Below are 21,336 nucleotides of genomic sequence, written 5' to 3'. Positions count from 1 at the left end.
AATCAGGCACCTATCTTTTTGAACGTCAACGGGATCGCTGCTTTCGCATCAAAGCGGGCGGTGCAGGCGGCGACATCATTGGCCCCGGCTTTACAGGTGATTTCCGGCATCGGGTAGCGTGAACCGTCGGTGCAACGCGCATTGCCGCGACTCTTAATCATTAATTCTCCACTCTGATGCAGTCCCGAGAAGAGATCCGCACGGCAGACGATGTTGTCGCCGTGAACCACCCGCGCCGTGCCTTTATTGTTCTGGATCTGGTAGCGCAGAGACGGCGCTTTGCCGGTAACGGGATCTTTCACCTCCACCATGACGCGCCAGTTACCGTTGAGAAAGCGCGTGGTGCCAGCCTTCATCTGACTGGCATCCATCACCAGCGCGTCTTTCGGGATCGCGGCAATCACCACCGGCTCATCGGCCGGTTTGTCTTTTTTCACTGGTGCAATGACTTCCGCCTGATGCAGCGGCAGCGCGATGCTAAGCGTCGGCAGAGGTGCCATTTCTGGCGGCGCGACATTGACCACTTCCGTCGCGATGGCGGGCGTCTGTGATTTCCACAGTAGCGGAGCGGCAATGGCGGCCACAATCACCGCGGCGACGGGCAGGCTCCACAGCGGCAGGCGACGTGACGGTTTGACCGGTGCAGGCGTCACTTTTTCTTCGGTGACCACCGGAATCGGCTGCGGCGCACTAACCGGTTCTGGCTCGTTGACCGGCACGACAGGCGTAGAGAGCAGCGGTTCGTCCGCCTGGGCAAACGTTACTTCAGGAACCGTCTCTTCGACCGGTTCTGGCTCCATGTGGATTTCCGGTTCAGGTTCTTCCTGAGCGCGCAGGCATTCCAGCACATCCTCGCGGATATTTTCATTGAGATTGATAAATCCCCAGAAGGTAATGACCGGTTTGCCATCCACCAGGAAGACGTGATTTTCGCCTGGAAACTGGACGGCCTTTTCCAGCAGCGACCCAAACAGTTGCAGTGACGTTTTCCCGGACTGCAGGCTTTTGCGGCTCAGCGATGCGGCGCTTTCCAGCGTCGCCGAGAGATAGCGCAGGGCGCGAAAACGCGCCTCTTCATCGGCGGCTTTCCACGCGATGGATGACCCTTCAAGGGGGGAATACCAGTCAACCCGATCGCCGCTGTCGTTGACTTGTGGAATGGCGAGACAATCCACCATCGCCTGCTGTTTACGCAGACGGAGCGTTTCACGAATTTGTAATGCTGAATCAAAGACGGCCTGGCCGCCACCGCCGACAGCCTGATAATCATCCAGATTGCCGCTGCGCAAGAGTGTTTTTGCCACGATAAGGTCCCTAAGACTTTTTCACGCATCTACTTTACGGATTCATGGCCCAGGCAAACGGTGGAAGAGAGGCAAAAAGGGGTGAATTTTCAGGGCATAGATGCGTTGACGTTTTCAAAAAGACTTAACGAAAATTCTGTGGCGAAAGAACCAACAAAAATGCGCGGATTCGCATAACCTGAGACAGATTTGTTATTTTTCAGTTGTCTTAATCTATGCTCCTATAACCCCCTCAATAATAACGAAGAAGGTTCATATCATGTCCACAGGGAAAACGCTGCTCGCACTGGCGCTCAGTACCGTGTTACCAACGGGTGCCGCGCTCGCGGCAAATAACGACACTATTGTTTATTGCTCGGAAGCCTCGCCTGAATCCTTTAACCCGCAAATTGCCAGCTCTGGCCCATCGTTTGTCGCCAGTTCTCAGGTGCTCTACAACCGGCTGATCAATTTCGACCCGGTAAAAAACACGCCGGTACCGTCGCTGGCGACGGACTGGACGATTTCAGAGGACGGCAAAACCTACACCTTTACGCTGCGTCAGGGCGTGAAGTTCAACAGCAACAAGTTCTTCAAGCCGACCCGCGATTTCAACGCCGATGACGTCGTCTTCTCGGTATTACGCCAGAAAGAGTCCACGCATCCGTACCACAATGTGTCGCAGGGCAGCTATGAGTATTTCAACGACGTGGGCTTCGATACGCTGATTAAAGAGGTAAAAAAGGTCGACAATTACCACGTGCAGTTTGTGCTGAGTGAACCTAACGCCGCGTTTCTTGCCGACTGGGGAATGGATTTTGCCTCCATTCTTTCTGCGGAATACGCCGACGCCATGCTGAAAAAAGGGACGCCGGAAAACGTCGATAACTGGCCGATTGGCACCGGTCCGTATGTCCTGCAACAGTACAAACAGGACTCGCAAATTCGCTATCTGGCGAACCCAAATTACTGGGATGGCGAGGTGCCGACAAAGCATCTGATCTTTGCTATCACGCCGAACGTCCAGACGCGGATGGCGAAACTGCAAACCAACGAATGTCAGATTATCCCTGCGCCATCGCCAGTGCAGTTTGATGAAATCAAGAAAAACAAAGACCTGGCGCTACATGCCGTTGAGGCGCTCAACGTCGGCTATCTGGCTTTCAATACCGAGAAAAAGCCGTTCGACAACGTGCTGGTACGTCAGGCGCTGAACTACGCCACCGATAAGCAGGCGATTGTGAAGGCCGTCTTCCTCGATTCGGCGAAAGTGGCAAAATCACCGATCCCGCCGAACATGATGGGATTTAACCCGGAACTGAAGGATTACGCGTACGACCCGGAGAAAGCAAAAGCACTGCTGAAGCAGGCCGGACAGGAGAAAGGGTTTGAGGTGACACTCTGGTCGATGCCGGTACAGCGACCGTATAACCCCAACTCACGACGCATTGCGGAGATGATTCAAAGCGACTGGGCAAAAGTGGGCGTGAAGGCGAAGATCGTCTCTTACGAGTGGGGTGAATACCTTTCCGGTATGCGTAAAGGCGAGCATGACAGCGCGCTGTTTGGCTGGATGTCGGATAACGGCGATCCGGACAACTTCGCTGATGTACTGCTGGGCTGCAACAGCATCAAAACCGGATCGAATGCCGCGCGCTGGTGCGATAAGGGGTATGATTCACTGGTCCAGAAAGCGAAGCTGGTCAGCAAACCGGAAGAGCGTGTGAAGCTCTACCAGCAGGCGCAGGAGATCTATTATCAGCAGGCGCCGTGGATTGCGCTGGCGAATGGCAAAACATTCTACGCCACACGCAGTAACGTGACCGGTTACAGCGTCAGCCTGATGGGCAGTGATTTTTCAAAAGCAAAACTGAATTAAGGAGTTTTTATGTCGCACCTGGATGAGGTCAGCGCCCGTGTCGATGCCGCTATTGATGAGGGCGTCATTATCCATATGAACGAACTGCTGGTTGCCCTGAGCGAGGACGCGCAGTTAAGCCGTGAAGATCGCTACACGCAACAGCAGCGATTAAGAACGGCTATCGCGCACCACGGTCGTCAGCATAAGGAAGATATGGAAGCGCGCCGCGAACAACTCACAAAAGGCGGCACGATTCTTTGATCAGAACTGGCGTCTGGCGACAAGCCAGGCGCCAACCACCAGCATTACTGCGCCACAAACCGGGCCGATTAAGGCTCTGAGCGGGACGCCGTGACTGCGCAAAATGTCCAGCACGAGACCGCCAATTAACTGGCTGGCGACCAGCACCGCGATGGTGGTCGCCGCGCCGACGTGTTGATAGCCGCTGATGCTGGCGAAGACGAAAAACGAACCCAGCAGACCGGGGATCAGCGTCCACCAGCGCACGCTGGCAACCAGTTCACCAAATCCCGCCACGCCCTGTTTAAACCACAAAATGCTGACAAACAGCACAATCCCGACCAGCGAATTTAGCAACATGGCGATCAGGATGGTCGATGAGGTCTGCGTAATCCGCACCATCAGGGTGTTTTGCACCACCAGACCGATACCGGCGGCGATGAGAAAGGCGAGGGTGAGCGACTGGTTCATCCGCGCGCGTCCGGTTCGGGGCGGTCGTCAAGCTGGAGCTGCATAAAGGTCAGATCCAGCCAGCGGCCAAATTTGGTGCCCACCTGCGGCATCTGCGCGGTAGTGTTAAACCCGAGCGTGTCGTGCAGGTGTAATGAGGCGTGGTTTTGCGATTCAATACCGGCAACCATCACATGTTTACCACACCGGCGGGCTTCTTCGATAAGCCGGCTCAGTAACTGGCGTCCCAGACCTTTTCCCTGATGATCCGGATGGACATAAACCGAATGTTCGACAGTATGGCGGAAGCCATCAAAGTTGCGCCAGTCACCAAACGAGGCGTAACCCGTGACGGTGTCACCTTCTACACTCACCAGCACCGGATAACCCAGCGCCTGCCGCGCTTCATACCATGCGATACGGTTATCGGCATCCACCGTCTGGTCGTTCCAGATGGCGGCCGTGTGCAGTACCGCATGGTTATAGATCTCTGCGATGGCGGCGCAGTCCTCTTTGCTGGCGAATCGAATAGACATGTTGAACCTCAGGGGTTGTTCACTATAGTATTACGATATGAATACTATTGAAGACAGCATAAATCAACGGATCGGTGCAAGAATTCGCATTGAACGAGAATCCCGCAGCTGGTCGCTCACCGAACTGGCTGAGCGGGCGGGCGTGTCGCGCGCGATGATCCACAAAATCGAACGTGGCGAAAGCAGTCCAACGGCGACGTTGCTTGGCAGACTCTCCGGCGCGTTTGGCATCAGTATGTCCATGCTTATTGCCCGTGCCGAAATGCAGGAGGGCAAACTGTCGCGTTTTGCCGACCAGCCCGTCTGGCACGATCCGCAGAGTCATTATCTGCGCCGCCATGTGTCGCCGCGTAGCGATCTGCCTATCGATCTGGTGCAAATTGAACTGCCAGCGGGCAGCGATATCCCGATGCCTGCGTCATCGTATGTTCAGGCCCGACAGCTGATCTGGCTGCAGCAGGGCGAACTGGTGTTCGTCGAAGGGGACACGCGCCACGAGATGAAGGCAGGAGATTGCCTGGAACTGGGGCCGCCGAATGACTGTCGTTTTATCAATGAGACGACGCAACCCTGCGTTTACCTCGTTGTGCGCTTAAACCAGGCCGGAAGCTAATGACCGCAGCGTCCTGCTACTATTGATGGATTCATGCCAAAAGCAGAGGAGAACATCATGGTTCAACAAACACACCGTAACCGTCGTTGGGTGTTAGCATCCCGACCCCATGGCGCGCCGGTGGCGGAGAATTTCCGTCTGGAAGAGGACGAGGTCGCCACCCCTGGCGAAGGTCAGGTTTTACTGCGCACGATTTACCTGTCGCTCGACCCGTATATGCGCGGGCGCATGAGCGATGAACCGTCGTATTCGCCGCCGGTTGAGGTTGGCGGTGTGATGGTTGGCGGCACCGTCAGTCGCGTAGTGACGTCAAATCATCCTGACTATAAACCGGGTGAATGGGTTCTGAGCTACAGCGGCTGGCAGGATTACGCGATTTCGGATGGGACGGAACTGGTAAAACTCGGGGATCATCCTGAGAACCCGTCGTGGGCGCTCGGCGTGCTGGGGATGCCCGGATTCACCGCCTATATGGGACTGCTGGACATTGGTCAGCCGAAAGAGGGTGAGACGCTGGTGGTGGCGGCCGCAACTGGCCCGGTTGGCGCAACGGTTGGGCAAATTGGCAAGCTGAAGGGGTGTCGCGTCGTGGGCGTTGCAGGCGGTGCGGAAAAATGCCGTCATGCCACTGACGTGCTGGGCTTCGATGTTTGTCTGGATCACCATGCCAGCGATTTTGCAGAACAACTGGCGAAAGCCTGTCCACAAGGTATTGATGTCTACTACGAAAACGTCGGTGGGAAAGTGTTTGATGCCGTACTGCCGTTGCTGAACACCTCGGCGCGGATCCCGCTCTGTGGTCTGGTCAGCGGTTATAACGCCACAAGCTTGCCGGCGGGTCCCGACAGACTGCCGCTGCTGATGGCGACCCTGCTGAAGAAACGGATCCGACTGCAGGGGTTTATCATCGGTCAGGACTACGGACATCGCATTCACGAATTTCAGCAGGAAATGGGGCGCTGGGTGAAAGAAGGGAAAATCCACTACCGCGAGCAGGTCACCGACGGACTGGAGAACGCGCCGCAGACCTTTATCGGTCTGCTGACCGGTAAAAACTTTGGCAAAGTGGTGATCCGTCTGACCGACGACGCGTAAACAAAACCTGGCGGCGAGAACCGCCAGAAAAAAATAGGCAAAATTTAAAATTCCAGCTTTAATTATACCCTAAATAATTCGAGTTGCAGGAAGGCGGCAAGGGAGTGAATCCCCAGGAGCTTACTTGAGTAAGTGACTGGGGTGAACGAGCGCAGCCAACGCATCTGCAACTTGAAGTATGACGGGTATATATCACCACGTAACCGACGAATAACCTGTCGGGACAGTTAAAATAACGTGGGTAAATTACTGTGGTTTACATTTTACATTTTTCATACCAGGCGATATTTATATCAATTAGGCGATTTAGCTTAATTGCGATTGGCTATGTTATGAGGTGAAGAAAATAGAATGCCTGGTATGGAAAAAACGCAACATATAAGTCTGACCACGCAGGTTGAAAGAGGGCTAAAAGACAAACTAAGCATTGGCGCTTTACGTCCCGGAGCCAGGCTTATCACCAAAAATATCGCACAGGAGTTGGGGATCAGTATCACTCCGGTTCGGGAAGCGTTGCTACGCCTGGTTTCTGCCAGCGCACTGGCTATCGCGCCTGCGCAGGCGTTTATGGTTCCGGATATCACGATGGCGAGGTTTAGCGAGATTATTCACATCCGCTGTGAACTGGAAGGCATGGCGGTGATGATGGCGACGGGCGAGGTCACGCCGGAACGGATGGACATCTTGCATGCGCATCTGGCGGACTATCAGCAGGCTCATGAGAGCGGCACGGTAGAGGATCGCCTGCTGGCAAACCGGGCTTTGCGCTTCAAAATTTACCAGTTTGCCAATATGCCTACGTTGGTTGAAATGATCGAACAGCTTTGGGTGCGCATGGGGCCAAGTCTGCATTTTCTCTATGACCGGGCGATGCATGACGCTTATCAACATAACGTCGGACATTATCAGGAATTGCTAAATGTGATGTCGGCAGGAAATAAAGACGCCAGCCGTCATTGTTTAATTGACCTTATACATAAAAATGTAGCCGTAATTAAACAACAATATAGTTATTAAGCACAGCTAAAATATAGCGGGGGAAATCCCCGCTAGTACGTCATTAATACGCCATCTTACTCAAAATGCCAGGCCAGGTTGACGCCAACGCCATAGTTACGCCCTGGTGCAGGTTCGTAGTAGCGGCCATTCGATTCATTCACGATGACCGAGCCGACATACTCTTTATCGAACAGGTTATCGACGCGACCAAACACGTCCACCGTCAGGCTGCTGACGTTGAATTTATACCCGGTATTCAGCCCAACGACGGTATACGACGGCGCTTTGGCGGTGTTCTCATCATCGGCCATAATATCGCCCATATAGCGCGCATCGGCGCCCGCATACCAGCCGTCATCAGGCACGTAACCCAGCGAGGCGAACCCCATGTTCCGCGCGATGCCGGGCATCCGGTTACCATTGCAGTTCTGGTCGCTACACACGTTACTGCGATAAGTGGCATCAAGCCAGGTCCACGACACGTTGAACCGCCAGTCTCCGGCCACGCGTTGATCCCAGGCGAGTTCCGCCCCCTGACGGCGTGTCTTACCGGCATTTTTATAGGTTGTGCGTCCGCCGCTGCTGGAATCAACCACCAGTTCATCATCGGTATCGGTCTGGAAGAGGGCCGCCGTCAGCAACCCGTCACCGATCCGGGTTTTACTGCCGATTTCCATCGTATCGTTGGTCGAGGGTTTGAGATCCAGATTCATCCCGCTTTGTCCGTCAGCGCGGTAGGAAAGCTCATTGATGGTCGGTGTTTCGAAGCCACGGCCTGCGGCAAGATAGACGTTCCACGCGTCGGTTAAGGCATATTTCAACGAGCCGGCAGGCAACCACTGATGGTAGCTGGCCTCACCGCTGTCATCGCCATTACCCGGCGTGATGTAACGATCGTTGGAATCGAACCAGACGGAACTGTAGCGCACGCCAGCATCCAGCGAGAGTTTGTCAGTCAACTGCCACTGGGTTTGCAGATAAGGATCCACGTTCCACATCAGATTACGTTCATCGCGGCGCAGGCTGCCTTTTTGTCCGTACTCCGGCACGCCGTTGCTCAGGCGATAGTTGTTATAGCCTTTGCGGTTTTCGCTCATGTTCTCGTAGTTAAGACCGGTGGTGAAGGTCACGGGCACGCCCAGTTCACCGCGATGCGTCCAGCGACTGTCGATACCCTGATAATGCCGTTGCAGGGCGATCACGCCGCCAGCATGAGAGGGGCGAAGCTGGGGCGCGATGGGAATGGACTGGTACTGCGTGGTTTCACGCTCTCCGGCATACATCATGACGCTCATGTCATCCTGCGCGCTGACCTGGCGCTCATAGCGCAATCCGGCCTGAGTCTGTTTGATGGTTTTGCGCGTGTTGTATTGCTCAGCGCGAGGGGATTGCCGTGGATCCGCCCGCCATTCCGTTTCGCTGAGACCGCCCGGATCGTCGGCTTTGATGTCGACACTGTTAAAAATCAGACTCAGCTTGCTGGCGTCATCGAGGCGTACGCCCAGCTTTGCATTCGCCAGATTTTTCTGCGCGCCGCTGCGGTCACGATAGCCATGAGTAGTGAAGCGGGTGGTGGACACAGTGTAATCCACATCGCCTGGCTGGGTGCCATCTCCCATTGCGCCAGTGGCTTTCAGCCCATAACGCCAGCTACCGAAGCTGCCGTAATAGCTGCTTGCCTCTATGGTCGGTGGCTGCTGACCGGTTTGGGTGGTGACATTCATCACCCCGCCGGAGGCATTGCCGTACAGCGCAGAGAAGGGGCCGCGCAGCACTTCAACGTTCTGCACGCTGCTGAGATCAATGTTCGATGTCTGCCCCTGACCGTCCGGCATCGTCGCCGGAATGCCGTCCACATACAGGCGGATCCCGCGAATGCCATAGGTAGAACGGGAGCCGAATCCGCGCATTGAAATCTGCAAATCCTGCGCATAGTTTTGTCGGTTTTGCACCTGAAGTCCCGGTACGCGGGTCAGTGATTCTGACAGGTTAATGCGCGGCATTGCCAGGCGCATTTCGTCGCCGTCAACGACGCTAACGGCGGCCGGTGTATCCAGTTCTGATATCGCCTGGGGGGAAGCGCTGACGATCATCGTCTGGGCATCGGTCGTGTCGTCAGCCATCACCGGCGATGCAAACACAAGCGGGAGAAAAAGTGCGGGAACTGCGGTATAGCGTGCGGAAATAATCTTCATGAAAAGGCCAATTAAATTGAACGTACCCAGCGGTATGTGAGAATCATGTTAATGGATTTGTAAAAGTTTGAAAATTTTAACGGCACAATGCGTTAAGGATTGATGGAGAAATTAAGAAGATTGTAGCCAGAATGCGAATAAACGCTCCACATTCACATGAATAATGATTACCATTCCCATCTATAAAAAAGAGCAATACCATGATGTTGCTCGCTGAAGTGATGTGAAGCAGCAAAAATAGCGATTTATCAAAGGGAGTCGTCATGCATTTTCGTCATCTGTTTTCACCGCGCCTGCGGAGTTCACTGCTGTTAGGTTCACTGCTGGTTGCTTCTTCATTCAGCGCCCAGGCCGCAGAAGAAATGCTGCGTAAAGGCGTGGGCAAAGGCGCTTACGAAATGGCTTACAGCCAACAGGAAAACGCGCTGTGGCTGGCTACCTCGCAGAGCCGCAAGCTGGACAAAGGCGGCATCGTTTATCGTCTTGATCCGGTGACGCTGGAAGTCACCCAGGCCATTCACAACGATCTCAAGCCGTTTGGCGCCACCATCAACAATGCAACCCAGACGCTGTGGTTCGGCAACACGGTGAACAGTGCGGTGACGGCCATTGATGCGAAAACGAGTGAAGTGAAAGGGCGACTGGTCCTTGATGCCCGTAAGCGCTCAGAAGATGTGCGTCCGCTGCAACCGCGTGAACTGGTTGCCGATGAAGCCACCAACACGGTTTATATCAGCGGTCTTGGCAAAGAGAGCGTGATTTGGGTGGTCGATGGCGAAAAAATTGCGCTGAAAGAAACCATCCAGAATACCGGTAAGATGAGCACCGGCCTTGCGATCGACAGCCTGGCGAAACGTCTGTATACCACCAATGCCGATGGCGAATTTATTACCATCGATACCGCCACCAACAAAATCCTCAGTCGTAAAAAACTGCTGGATGATGGCAAAGAGCACTTTTTTATTAACCTGAGCCTCGATACCGCCGGTCATCGCGCGTTTGTGACTGACTCAAAAGCAGCCGAAGTGCTGGTCGTTGATACCCGCAACGGCAACGTGCTGGCGAAAATCGCCGCGCCGGAATCGCTGGCCGTGTTGTTTAACCCGACGCGCAACGAAGTCTACGTGACGCACCGTCAGGCGGGTAAAGTGAGCGTGATTGACGCGAAGAGCTACAGCGTGGTGAAAACGTTTGATACGCCAACCTTCCCGAACAGCCTGGCGCTGTCAGCCGATGGCAAAACGCTGTACGTGAGCGTGAAGCAAAAATCCACGCGCGAGAAAGAAGCCACTGAGCCGGATGATGTGATTCGTATCGCCCTGTAAAGTAAAAGGCCTGCACCGTGTGCAGGCCTTTTTGCCTAAATCCCGTCCTGAACCGGCAGAGTGGGCAGGGATCAGGCGGAGGTGCCGAAGACATGTACCGCCTGTTGCAGGCGTGAGGAGCGCCCGGAAAGATTACCCGCGGCGTCCCTGACGCTTTCCACCATTGTGGCATTGTTATCGGTCATGGTGCCGATACGAGAGATTGAATCATTAATCAGTTCCAGCGCCTGCGTCTGTTCGCGCGTCGCGAGGCCAATCTCTTTAATCATGGTCGACATCTGGAACACGTCGTCGATCATCCCGGTCAGGTGAGTCTCCGTCTGTTCAACCATCCGCACCCCGGCATTGACGTTGGCGACGTTCTTTTCAATCAGCGACGCAATTTCTTTGGCAGCCGACGCGGAGTGCTGCGCCAGATTCCGCACTTCGGCGGCAACGACCGCAAACCCGCGTCCGGACTCTCCGGCGCGGGCGGCTTCGACCGCCGCGTTAAGCGCGAGGATATTGGTCTGGAAAGCAATACTGTCGATAACGCCGATGATATCAACGATCTGCCCGTTATCGCGGGAAATCGACTGCATCATGCCGATCGTCTGCTTCATAAAGTCGCCCCCTTCGCTGGCGTTAGCGCTGGTTCTGTCCGCCATCGTCATCGTTTGTGCGGCGGTGTCTGCGGTTTGTTGCACCGCGCTGCCGATCTCTTCGATGGCGGCCGCGGTTTGTTGCAGGTTGGCAGAGGTTTCTTCGGAGCGCTTATGCAATGCCGAGCCTTCCTGGCTGACGCGGGTGCTGATCTCCTGAATCCCGGCGATTTGAGTACTGACATCATCTACCAGTGAATTCAGATTTAATCCGGCCTGATTAACCAGGCGCATCATCATCCCCAGCTCATCGACGCGATCTAAGTGAATGCTGTCGGGTTTTCGCCCGGCGACCACTTTTTGCATTTGCGACAGGATCTGTTTAACCGGATGACAAATTTGATACTTAAGGTAAATAGCCAGCAGCAGAAATAAGAGGATAAACGCGCCGGCCTGAATAACCAGATTAACCGCTAAGAAAATAATACCCATTGCGAGAAACAGACTGGCACCGATAGCATAATTGACACGTTGACGGATGGATAACCATTTAAATGCCGATAAACAGGCCAGTACGCCACGGCGAATAATAATACCTTTGAATAAACGATGCCCCTTGAAATTGTTATTATTTATCTTCTGATAAAGCTGCTCGCTTTGCTCAATTTCCTGACGCGCAGGAACGGTGCGTACCGAGATGTATCCGGTTAATTGTTCGTTATGCCAGACGGGCGTGACGTTGGCGCGAACCCAGTAGTGGTCGCCATTGTGCCGGCGGTTTTTGACCATGCCGGTCCAGCTGTCGCCCTGTTGCAGGGTAAACCACATATCCGCAAACGCGGCGGGCGGCATGTCCGGATGACGAATGATATTATGCGGTTCGCCCATTAGCTGACGCTCGCCAAATCCGCTGGCGTCGATAAACGCCGAATTGGCATAGGTAATATGGCTTTGCGTATTCGTTGTTGATAAGAGCGTCGTTTTCTCGTTGAGCAAATACTCTTTCTGTGTAACGGGAATGTTACTTCTCATGAAAGACTCCTGGTGATGCTGTGCGGAATAAACACAAAAGTCCCTCAGCCTGGGCTGACTGATAATAGAGAATGATGTATTTAGAATGCTGCATTCTCTACTAAACATAAGAATGACGAAAGTATTTAAAATGAAATTTACATGCTTTAATTAAACTGTGATGTCATTAAAATGAAAAATAAATACAACTGCGTAACCTGAAAAGTGCAGGGTGCTCTCTTAAGTAAAACCTGACCGATAAAACGATGACAAAAATAAAATAGGGCGGCGCTATTACGGTCAGGATCATAAGTTTTACTGACCTATTAATTTTTGTAGGGCGCGGCCGGGAGGAGCGGTCAGAAAGCCATGCCAGAAATGCAGGTTACTCTACACTTAGAGTTTTAACCTGCAGGAGGCAGTATGATTAAGGTTTATGGGGCGCCTGGGTGGGGGTCAGCGATCAGCGAATTAATGCTTACGCTGGCGGACATTCCGTATCGCTTTGTTGATGTCAGCGGTTTTAACAACGAAGGGCCGCAGCGCGATCTGCTGCAAAAAATCAATCCGCTGTGCCAGGTACCGACGCTTACGCTTGAGAATGGCGAGGTGATGACCGAAACGGCAGCGATTGCGCTGATGGTACTCGATCGTCGCCCCGATCTGGCGCCGCCCGTTGAAAGCACCGAGCGCCAGCAGTTTCAGCGCCTGTTAATCTGGCTGGTGGCCAATATCTATCCGACATTTACCTACGCTGACTATCCGGAACGCTGGGTTCCTGATGCACCCGCTCAGTTAAAAAAGAACTGTATTGAATACCGTAAATCCCTCTACCTCTGGTTGAACGGTCAACTGAGTGCGGAACCGTATGCGTTCGGCGAACAGTTAACGCTGATCGATTGTTATCTTTGCGTGATGCGCACCTGGGGGCCGGGTCATGACTGGTTTCAGGGTAATACGCCAAATATCAGCGCGATAGCGGATGCGGTCTGTCAGCGGGCAGAACTACGCCAGGTGCTGAAAAACAATGAGATCATCTAAGAGAAGGCGACAATTGCCGCGGGCGAAAGCGTAACAAAAAAAACGCTGTTCCGGGGAGTGCAATTCCGGAACAGCGGGGGCGAAGTCTTCGCCACAGAGACTATCAGGCAGCAGACGGGGTTAGCGTAATGCGGTCCAACGGTCCAACAATAAACAGGTAGGAAATCAGGCCAATGAGTCCCATTGAGCCGACGTACAGAATGGCGAAGTCAAACGACTGAGTGTTGGCCAGAATCACACCGATCACCAGCGGTGTGACGATACTGGCCATGTTGCCGCACATATTGAAGACGCCGCCCGCAATGCCCAGCACCTCTTTCGGCGACGTATCGCTGAGGACGCACCAGCCGAGGTTGCCAAATCCTTTGGCGAAAAAGGCCAGACTCATCGCGGCAATGACCACGAACTCCGAAGAGGTGTAGTTCGCGATAACAATCACGCAGGAGAGCAGCATGCCGCAAATCACCGGCAGTTTACGCGCGGTGGTGAGGCTGTAACCGCGCTTGAGCAACCAGTCGGAGAAGACGCCGCCAAGCAGACCGCCGATGAATCCGGCAATTGCCGGGATACTGGCGACAAAGCCCACTTTCAGAATCGACATCCCCTTGGCCTGGTACAGATAGGTCGGGAACCAGGTCAGGAAGAACCAGGTGATAGAGGTGACGCAAAACTGCCCGATGTAGACACCGATCATCATCCGGTTAACGCAGACGCTTTTGATCTGGGCGAGTGTGACCTTCTGCGGTTCCTTTTTACTGCCCAGCATCGGTTCACCGCCACCTTCGCGAATATAGTCAATTTCCTGCTGATTCACTTTGGGATGGTGCATCGGATCTTTGATTTTAATTAACCAGAAGACGCCAAGAACAACGCCAATCGCGCCGATATAATAAAAGACAAAATGCCAGCTCAGGTTATGCAGAATAATGGTCATTAGCGGGGTAATTATTCCCAGCGAGATATACTGTGCCGCCTGATAAACCGAGGTGACAAACCCACGCTCATTATTCGGGAACCACTGTACGCTTAAGCGACTGTTTGCCGGGAAGGCGGGCGCCTCGATTGCGCCCATCAATAAACGCAGAATAATCAGGACAATCAGCGGGCTGGCGTACAGATAGATGGTGCCCTGGAACATGGTCACCAGCGACCAACCGATCAGCGCGCAACCGTATACCAGACGCGAGCCGTAGCGGTCTAATAACCAACCGCCTGGTAATTGCATGATCACATACGCAATACCAAAAGAAGAAAAAGCCAGTCCCATAGCTTCCGGGTCAAAGCCTAATTCTTTACTCATAATGGGCGCGACGACGGATAACGTTGCCCGGTCGGCGTAATTAAATACCGTGGCAAGAAATAAAAATATAAGAATGCTGTAACGCACTTTGGTGCGCTTTATCATTGTGCTCATTCTCTACTCCTCAGTAAGGGCAGAAAGCGTTCTGTAAGGTAAGAGGGCGGGAATGATTCCCGCCAGTGAGGATCAGGGGCGTTTGCCAAATTCGCAGCTTAATTGGGTCCAGCGGCGAGCCTGTTCGCTCAGGGTGAAACCCAGGCCGTGGCGATCGGAGATCCACATGCGACCGTCGCGCAGTTCAAGCTGTTCGTTGAACAGCGGGTTCAGCCACTCGAAATGCTCCAGCCACGGCTCCAGCGGGTAGGCGGCAGACAAATGCAGGTGAACTTCCATAGCAAAATGCGGCGCAAGCTTACGTCCGTGCTTCGCGGCCAGATCCATAATCTTCAGGAACGGTGAAATACCGCCAACGCGCGGGGCGTCTGGCTGGACGAAGTCGCTGGCGTTCCCCAGGATCAGCTGTTCATGTTCGCGGAAGCTGGTAAGCATTTCACCGGTCGCGATGGGCGTATCCAGCGCGGCCGCAAGCTGGGCGTGGCCTTCAACATCGTAGGCGTCCAGCGGCTCTTCAATCCAGATGAGGTTGAACTGCTCCATTTTGCGCCCCATGCGAATAGCCGTTTCACGATCCCACTGTTGGTTGGCATCGACCATCAACGGGAAGTCATCGCCCAGCGCTTCGCGAACGGCGGTTAAGCGGCGGATATCCTCGGCGCAGTTGGGTTGACCAACTTTCAGCTTGATCCCACCGATGCCGTTTTCACGTGAAATCACCACATTTTTCAGTACCTGATCGAGCGGCGTATGCAGGAAGCCGCCGGAGGTGTTGTAGCACTGCACGGAATCCCGGTGCGCACCCAGCAGTTTTGCCAGCGGCAGCCCAGCACGCTTGGCTTTCATGTCCCAGAGGGCGATATCGATAGGGGAGATGGCCTGAACCGCCATTCCACTGCGGCCAACGGAGGCGCCTGCCCACAGCAGTTTGGTGTAGATCTTGTCGATGTCATTCGGATCTTCACCCAGCAGGTTATCGGCGATTTCTTTGGCATGAGCGTAAATGCCCTGACCACCGGCGCGTTTTGAATAGCTGAAGCCCACGCCTTCAAATCCATCGCGGCTGCGGATCTCCGCAATGATGATTGCCACTTCGGTCAGCGGTTTCTGGCGACCGGTCAACACTTTGGCGTCACTCACCGGGGTCGCCAGCGGCAGAAAGGCCAGCGACAGCTTCACCCACTCGATGCGATCTCCGGTTTCCGCTGCCGTTCTGGCATTGGCTGTTTTGGCATAAGTTACGGCGTCAGAATTCGCGCTTAAAGACATGTCATTCTCCTGATTGATATAAAATGATTGCGCTAACATTTCTATTCTCATGACAAAAATTAATCCAGAGAGTTGATGCTGAATTGAACAATCGATCACATATGGCGAATAAAAAAGGGGAATTCCCGCAGAACAGGTCACAATCCAAAACTTTCTGGTAAAATGCACAACATTGAATGATATCGCTAACATTTTATTGTGCGTGTGGAAAAGTAAGCTGCTGTATTTGCGGCGTTTCCTGGTCTGAAGCTGGCAATAGCCACACGCATGATGAATAATGCACAGATAAATCAGTGAATTTTGCAGGGGCATCCACAGTGAAGAGCACAAAACCACCTCGCGCGCCGACGCTGGAAGATGTTGCCCGCAGTGCTGGACTGTCGCCCATGACGGTGAGTCGGGCGCTCAATACACCGCAGCTGGTACGGCCTAAAACGGTTGAGAAAGTGATGCAGGCAGTGCGGGCGACCGGCTATATCCCCAACGCGCTGGCGGGAGGACTTGCGTCACGGCGCAGTAAATTGATTGCCATCGTGGTACCGCAGATCAACAACAACATGTTCGTCGATACTATTCAGTCGCTGAGCGATGAACTGGGAAGGCGCGGCTATCATATTCTCCTGTGCGTGGCGGGGTATACCGAACAGACGGAAGCGGAACTGGTGGCGACACTGCTTTCCCGGCGTCCTGACGGTGTCGTATTAACCGGCATCCACCACACCAGCGAACTGAAAAAAGTGATCCTGAACGCGGCCATTCCGGTGGTAGAAATCTGGGATCTCACGCCAACGCCGCTCGATATGCTCGTCGGTTTCTCCCATGAAAAAGTCGGGCAGGCCACCGGCGAGTATCTGCTCAGTAAAGGGTATCGACGCCCCGGTTTGCTGTGGACGGCCGATCGCCGCGCGGGTCAGCGAAAGCAGGGGTTATGCAGTGTTCTGGCACGTCATGATATTCATGATGTGCCGCAGGTGGATGTGCCGCTTCCGGCGTCGCTGTCGCTGGGACGCAGTGGCCTCACGCAACTCTTCAGTGAAGGGGAATTCGACGTGATTGTCTGCAGTTCTGACACGCTGGCGCAGGGCGCAATGATGGAAGCGGAAAGCCGTGGATTACGTATTCCGCAGGATATAGCCGTCATCGGCTTTGGCGATCTCGATTTTGCCGCCAGCAATCGTCCGTCGATCACCACCGTCAGCGTCGACCGCCGCGCCATTGGTCAGCGAGCCGCCACGCTATTGGCGAATCGCATTGAACAAACGGCGGTGGAAGAAGCCATTATCGACATCGGTTTTCACCTTATTGAGCGTGAGTCCGCATAAACGGACACTTGCCTGTTCACAACTGTGCTAATTTTTATCCTCACACCGACAATAAGGAACCTGCAATGCCGCACGTTGATATTAAATGTTTCCCGCGCGACCTGAATGATGAGCAAAAATCGGCGCTGGCCTCAGAGATTACTGAGGTGATCATTCGCCATCTGAAAAGTAAGGAGCGCTCGGTGAGCGTGGCGCTGACTGAAATTCCGGAAGAAGCGTGGCAGGGCGTGTGGGATAGCGAGATTGCGCCGCAGATGGACGTGCTGATTAAAAAGCCTGGCTACAGCATGTAAAGAAAAGGCCCGGTCACAAGGACTGACCGGGCGACGTCGGATTACGGCGTAACGATATTGAACCAGAATTCGAACTTATCCATATAACCCAGCAGTTCGTTCAGTTTTTCCCCATTGCCGGTGATTTTTACGTCACCTTTATCCGTCGCGTCTTTCAGCGTTTCTTCTTTCAACACAATGCGGTTCAGTGCATCGCGCGACAGGCTGATGGTGGCATCGGCATTGGCGTCCTGCACGTTCGCGGTGTGGTTCAGCACGCCGTTTTCCAGTTCGACTTTGTACTTGCCGCCGTCGTCACCGAAATCGAAGTTGAGAACCGCTTTGGCATCTGCCGCTTTTTGGCCGTTAACGTGGACGGCGAGATAATCAAAGAACATTTCCGGCGTCATGGCGCGCACGGTATCCCCACTGGCGGTATTCGGCGTTGGCCCTTTCACGACGCCGTTACGCAGTTCCTGTGCGCCGGTCAGGTAGAAGTTACGCCACGGACCAGATTCGGCCTGATACCCCAGCTGTTCAAGCGCGTCCGCTTCCAGATTTCTCGCGGCCTGATTATTCGGATCGGCAAATACGACTTTGCTGACCACCTGCGCGACCCAGCGATAGTTGCCCTGATCGTAATCCTGCTTCGCTTTTTGCAAAATGGCGTCAGCGCCGCCCATGTACTCCACAAATTTCTTCGCGCCTTCTTCCGGCGGCAATTCGTCCAGAGTCGCCGGGTTGCCGTCAAACCAGCCGAGATACAGCACATAGGTTGCTTTCACGTCGTGGCTGACCGAACCATAGTAACCGCGGTTTGCCCAGGTATTGGCAAGTGCCGGTGGCAAGGTGAAGTTAGCGGCGATCTCATCGCGGGTTAACCCCTGGTTCGCCATTCGCAGCGTCTGGTCGTTGATATAGCGATACAAATCGCGCTGACTTTTCAGCAACTTGACTACATTGTCATTTCCCCAGGTTGGCCAGTGGTGCTGCGCCAGGATAATTTCGGCTTTATCGCCCCACAGGGTAAGCGCCTCGTTGATGTATTTAGACCACGGCAGAGGCTGGCGAATTTTTGCGCCGCGCAGGGAATAGGTGTTGTGCAGGGTATGGGTGACATCTTCAGCGGTTTCGATGATTTTCTTCTCTTCGATATACCACAGCATTTCGGAAGGGGCCTCGGAACCCGGCGCCATCAGGAAATCGTAGGTCAGTCCGTCAATAACCTCTTTCTGCCCGGTCTTAGTAATGTAATTGGTCGGAGCAATCAGCGTCACCGTCCCGGCGGAGGTGGTGGTACCCAGACCCGCGCCGACCTGGCCTTTGACATCCGGTTTCAGCAGGTTGCCGTACATGTAGCTGGCGCGCCGGCTCATGACGTTCCCGGCCATGATATTTTCTGAGACCGCCTCCTCCATGAATCCGGCAGGGGCGTAGATTTTCACATTGCCTGATTTCACGTCGGCTTCGTCCACCACGCCGCGAACGCCGCCGTAGTGGTCAACGTGGCTGTGGGTGTAAATCACCGCCACGACCGGTTTTTTACTCCGGTTCTTAAAGTACAAATCCATGCCCACTTTCGCCGTTTCTGCCGAAACCAGCGGATCGACAACGGTGATGCCGTCTTTACCTTCGATAATCGTCATATTCGACAGGTCAAGATTACGAATCTGATAAACGCCCTCCGTTACCTCAAACAGACCGCTGATATTAATCAACTGCGCCTGACGCCAGAGGCTGGGGTTTACTGAGTCGGGAGATTTATCGCCTTCTTTAATGAACGCATATTGCTGAGGATTCCAGATAACGTTGCCTTGTTCACCCTTAATCACCTCCTGGGGGATTGGAGCGATAAAGCCTTTGTGCGCATCGGTAAAGTCGGTGTTATCGGAGAAAGGTAATTGATTATAGAGCGCATTGTTCGCCTGTTGCGTGGCGGCAGTGGCATCTTTAGGCGCTTCAGCAGCGATAAGCGGGAGAGAAAACGACGTTAACAGCCCGGCAAGGAGTAAACCCCTGGCGATGGTATTGAGTTGCATTGTAAAACCTCTCTTATCGAAATGGAGGACATTTTTATGTGCAAATGCAGGTATATATGCTTTTGAGGTGGAAATTTGAGGTAATGCAACATTAACTATAGTCAGCTTCTGCCAGACGGCAATGGAGGTGCAGATATTCTCAGGGCATTGATATCTGCACGATTTTTGATCAGTTTCGCGCCATGAACGCGAAGGGGATCACCGTGGTGACCGCATAGTTAGCCCGCTGTCACGCGTTTTCCGCTGGTGACGAACGTTCCGGCACCAAGGTGATGCAGAGTATTGAGCTTATCGTCATCGAACTGCCAGCGGCCTTCGACAAACACGCGTTCATCCGCGGCGGCAGAAACCACTTCACCGAATAAGGTGTCGTATTTTTCCTGCGCGGCGGTGGCGGGGAGCAGGCGACACTCCATCCAGGCCAGACATTTTTCTTCGACGACCGGCAGTCCCAGAACCGGTCCTTTTATCACCGGGATACCGTAACAGTTGAATTTGTCTTCATCGCGCCCGGAAACGCTGCCGACGGCGTAAGTCCAGTTGGTGGCGGCGACGCCGGGAATGACGATACCAAACAGGCCGCTGCGCTCAATTAACTCTCGCGACCAGGCCGTTTTATCGACCACAATGGCGAGGCGGGGCGGTTCAAACTCGACGGGCATAGACCACGCGGCGGCCATGATGTTGCGTCGGTTGCTGACCTCATCGCGACTGGTTATCAGCACCGTAGGGCCATGATTGAGCAGGCGACTGGCGTGGCGTAATTCGACAGGACGGAATCGGCTCATAGGATTGTCTCGCAAAGGGTTTTTCTGAGTATTATTGAAAATCGTCGTTGCGCCAACCTACTAATAACCTCTGCCTCACTCTCCGGGCTCATCGTTTATACTCGGGTAACGATGTAAGACCCACGACAGGAAACCTGATGACTCCCATCCTGAATGCTTATTTTGCGCGTCTGAACTGGTCAGGGCGTACCGAAGTGAATATTGAGACGCTCCGGGCGCTGCATTTGCAGCATAACTGTACTATCCCGTTTGAGAATCTCGACGTGTTGCTACCGCGAGAAATGCATCTTGACGATCGGTCGCTGGAAGAGAAACTCATTACCGCCCGTCGCGGTGGTTATTGTTTTGAGCAAAATGGTGTGTTTGAGCGCGTACTGCGCGAACTGGGCTTTACCGTGCGCAGCCTGTTGGGGCGCGTGGTACTGGCAAATCCACCGACGTTGCCCCCGCGAACTCACCGTTTGCTGTTGGTTGAACTGGACGGCGAATCGTGGATTGCCGATGTGGGGTTTGGCGGTCAGACGCTCACCGCGCCCATTCGTTTGCAGGCAGACATTGTTCAGAAGACGCCGCACGGTGAATACCGTTTGCAGCAGGAGGGTGACGACTGGATCCTGCAGTTCTGTCATCACGAGCACTGGCAGTCCATGTATCGCTTCGATCGGGTGACGCAACAGCAAAGTGACCATGTGATGGGCAACTTCTGGTCTGCGCACTGGCCGCAATCGCATTTTCGTCATCACCTGCTGATGTGCCGTCATTTGCCGGACGGTGGAAAATTAACCCTTACCAACTTCCACTTCACGCATTACGAAGATGACAGAACGGTAGAACAAATCAATTTGCCGGATGTCGCCTCGTTGTATGCGCTTTTACAGGAACGTTTTGGCCTGGGGGTGACGGACGCGAAGCATGGGTTTACGGAAACTGAACTGGCAAGGGTGATGGCGGCGTTTGATACGCATCCGGACGCCGGGAAATAAAGAAACCCCGGCAGGCGAA

19 protein-coding genes are annotated in these 21,336 nt (G+C 53.9%); 10 read left to right on the top strand and 9 right to left on the bottom strand.

Going from position 1 to position 21,336, the window contains the following annotated elements:
• Positions 1–2 precede the first annotated feature (2 nt).
• Positions 3–1,304 carry an SrfA family protein gene (locus F384_RS07350; protein ID WP_046480904.1) on the bottom strand — a complete coding sequence of 434 codons (1,302 nt, stop codon included), beginning with the start codon at positions 1,302–1,304 and terminating at the stop codon, positions 3–5.
• A 259-nt stretch (positions 1,305–1,563) separates the two neighbouring features.
• Here F384_RS07350 and F384_RS07345 point away from each other — a divergent pair, with 259 nt between their 5' ends.
• Both F384_RS07345 and F384_RS07340 read left to right on the top strand, forming a co-directional pair.
• Positions 1,564–3,162, top strand: coding sequence for an ABC transporter substrate-binding protein (locus F384_RS07345; RefSeq protein ID WP_046480903.1), 1,599 nt, complete (start codon positions 1,564–1,566; stop codon positions 3,160–3,162).
• A gap of 9 nt (positions 3,163–3,171) precedes the next feature.
• Positions 3,172–3,405 carry a YdcY family protein gene (locus tag F384_RS07340; protein WP_046480902.1) on the top strand — a complete coding sequence of 78 codons (234 nt, stop codon included), beginning with the start codon at positions 3,172–3,174 and terminating at the stop codon, positions 3,403–3,405.
• On the opposite strand, the gene F384_RS07335 is transcribed toward F384_RS07340, so the two are convergent.
• Positions 3,406–3,855 (bottom strand): DMT family transporter, encoded by a 450-nt coding sequence (locus F384_RS07335; RefSeq protein ID WP_046480901.1) that lies wholly within the window; start codon positions 3,853–3,855, stop codon positions 3,406–3,408.
• Positions 3,852–4,370 (bottom strand): GNAT family N-acetyltransferase, encoded by a 519-nt coding sequence (locus F384_RS07330; RefSeq protein WP_046480900.1) that lies wholly within the window; start codon positions 4,368–4,370, stop codon positions 3,852–3,854. The genes F384_RS07335 and F384_RS07330 overlap by 4 nt, the downstream gene beginning before the upstream one ends.
• 37 nt (positions 4,371–4,407) lie before the next feature.
• Between F384_RS07330 and F384_RS07325 the strand changes: the two genes are divergently transcribed.
• The 3 genes from F384_RS07325 to F384_RS07315 all read left to right on the top strand — a co-directional run bounded on the left by F384_RS07325 (position 4,408) and on the right by F384_RS07315 (position 7,095).
• Positions 4,408–4,983: a helix-turn-helix domain-containing protein gene (locus F384_RS07325; RefSeq protein WP_046480899.1), complete on the top strand. Its 576-nt coding sequence runs from the start codon at positions 4,408–4,410 to the stop codon at positions 4,981–4,983.
• A gap of 57 nt (positions 4,984–5,040) precedes the next feature.
• Positions 5,041–6,078: an NADP-dependent oxidoreductase gene (locus F384_RS07320; RefSeq protein WP_046480898.1), complete on the top strand. Its 1,038-nt coding sequence runs from the start codon at positions 5,041–5,043 to the stop codon at positions 6,076–6,078.
• Positions 6,079–6,429: 351 nt separating this feature from the next.
• Complete coding sequence (locus F384_RS07315) at positions 6,430–7,095, top strand: GntR family transcriptional regulator (protein WP_046480897.1); 666 nt, start codon at positions 6,430–6,432, stop codon at positions 7,093–7,095.
• A gap of 56 nt (positions 7,096–7,151) precedes the next feature.
• Here F384_RS07315 and pqqU read toward each other — a convergent pair whose 3' ends face one another.
• Positions 7,152–9,272: a TonB-dependent receptor PqqU gene (gene pqqU / locus F384_RS07310; RefSeq protein ID WP_046480896.1), complete on the bottom strand. Its 2,121-nt coding sequence runs from the start codon at positions 9,270–9,272 to the stop codon at positions 7,152–7,154.
• Between the two features lie 263 nt (positions 9,273–9,535).
• Between pqqU and F384_RS07305 the strand changes: the two genes are divergently transcribed.
• On the top strand, positions 9,536–10,597 hold the full coding sequence (locus F384_RS07305) for a YncE family protein (protein WP_046480895.1): 1,062 nt from the start codon (positions 9,536–9,538) through the stop codon (positions 10,595–10,597).
• 71 nt (positions 10,598–10,668) lie between these two features.
• Here the strand turns inward: F384_RS07305 and F384_RS07300 are convergent, their stop codons facing one another.
• The gene (locus F384_RS07300) at positions 10,669–12,210 is read right to left on the bottom strand and encodes a methyl-accepting chemotaxis protein (protein ID WP_046480894.1); all 1,542 of its coding nucleotides are present in this window, start codon (positions 12,208–12,210) and stop codon (positions 10,669–10,671) included.
• A 402-nt stretch (positions 12,211–12,612) separates the two neighbouring features.
• Here F384_RS07300 and F384_RS07295 point away from each other — a divergent pair, with 402 nt between their 5' ends.
• Positions 12,613–13,230 carry a glutathione S-transferase family protein gene (locus F384_RS07295; RefSeq protein WP_046480893.1) on the top strand — a complete coding sequence of 206 codons (618 nt, stop codon included), beginning with the start codon at positions 12,613–12,615 and terminating at the stop codon, positions 13,228–13,230.
• 103 nt (positions 13,231–13,333) lie between these two features.
• Here F384_RS07295 and F384_RS07290 read toward each other — a convergent pair whose 3' ends face one another.
• Both F384_RS07290 and F384_RS07285 read right to left on the bottom strand, forming a co-directional pair.
• Entirely contained in the window at positions 13,334–14,644 is a 1,311-nt protein-coding gene (locus F384_RS07290) for an MFS transporter (protein WP_046480892.1), read from the bottom strand.
• A gap of 72 nt (positions 14,645–14,716) precedes the next feature.
• Positions 14,717–15,913 carry an L-talarate/galactarate dehydratase gene (locus F384_RS07285; RefSeq protein WP_046480891.1) on the bottom strand — a complete coding sequence of 399 codons (1,197 nt, stop codon included), beginning with the start codon at positions 15,911–15,913 and terminating at the stop codon, positions 14,717–14,719.
• A 317-nt stretch (positions 15,914–16,230) separates the two neighbouring features.
• On the opposite strand from F384_RS07285, the gene F384_RS07280 reads away from it, so the two are divergent.
• Both F384_RS07280 and pptA read left to right on the top strand, forming a co-directional pair.
• Positions 16,231–17,235 carry a LacI family DNA-binding transcriptional regulator gene (locus tag F384_RS07280; RefSeq protein ID WP_046480890.1) on the top strand — a complete coding sequence of 335 codons (1,005 nt, stop codon included), beginning with the start codon at positions 16,231–16,233 and terminating at the stop codon, positions 17,233–17,235.
• A 65-nt stretch (positions 17,236–17,300) separates the two neighbouring features.
• A complete protein-coding gene (gene pptA / locus F384_RS07275) occupies positions 17,301–17,528 on the top strand; it encodes a tautomerase PptA (protein ID WP_046480889.1) in 228 nt (75 codons plus the stop codon).
• A 41-nt stretch (positions 17,529–17,569) separates the two neighbouring features.
• Here the strand turns inward: pptA and F384_RS07270 are convergent, their stop codons facing one another.
• The gene (locus F384_RS07270) at positions 17,570–19,546 is read right to left on the bottom strand and encodes an alkyl/aryl-sulfatase (RefSeq protein ID WP_046480888.1); all 1,977 of its coding nucleotides are present in this window, start codon (positions 19,544–19,546) and stop codon (positions 17,570–17,572) included.
• Between the two features lie 218 nt (positions 19,547–19,764).
• On the bottom strand, positions 19,765–20,334 hold the full coding sequence (locus tag F384_RS07265) for a flavin reductase family protein (protein ID WP_046480887.1): 570 nt from the start codon (positions 20,332–20,334) through the stop codon (positions 19,765–19,767).
• Between the two features lie 137 nt (positions 20,335–20,471).
• Between F384_RS07265 and nhoA the strand changes: the two genes are divergently transcribed.
• Positions 20,472–21,317, top strand: a complete 846-nt coding sequence (gene nhoA, locus F384_RS07260; RefSeq protein WP_046480886.1) for an N-hydroxyarylamine O-acetyltransferase — start codon at positions 20,472–20,474, stop codon at positions 21,315–21,317.
• Positions 21,318–21,336 lie beyond the last annotated feature (19 nt).

Origin of the sequence: Citrobacter amalonaticus Y19 (assembly GCF_000981805.1) — a bacterium.
GTDB classification, from domain to species: Bacteria; Pseudomonadota; Gammaproteobacteria; order Enterobacterales; family Enterobacteriaceae; genus Citrobacter_A; species Citrobacter_A amalonaticus_C.
This window is presented reverse-complemented; position numbering and strand designations above follow the sequence as displayed.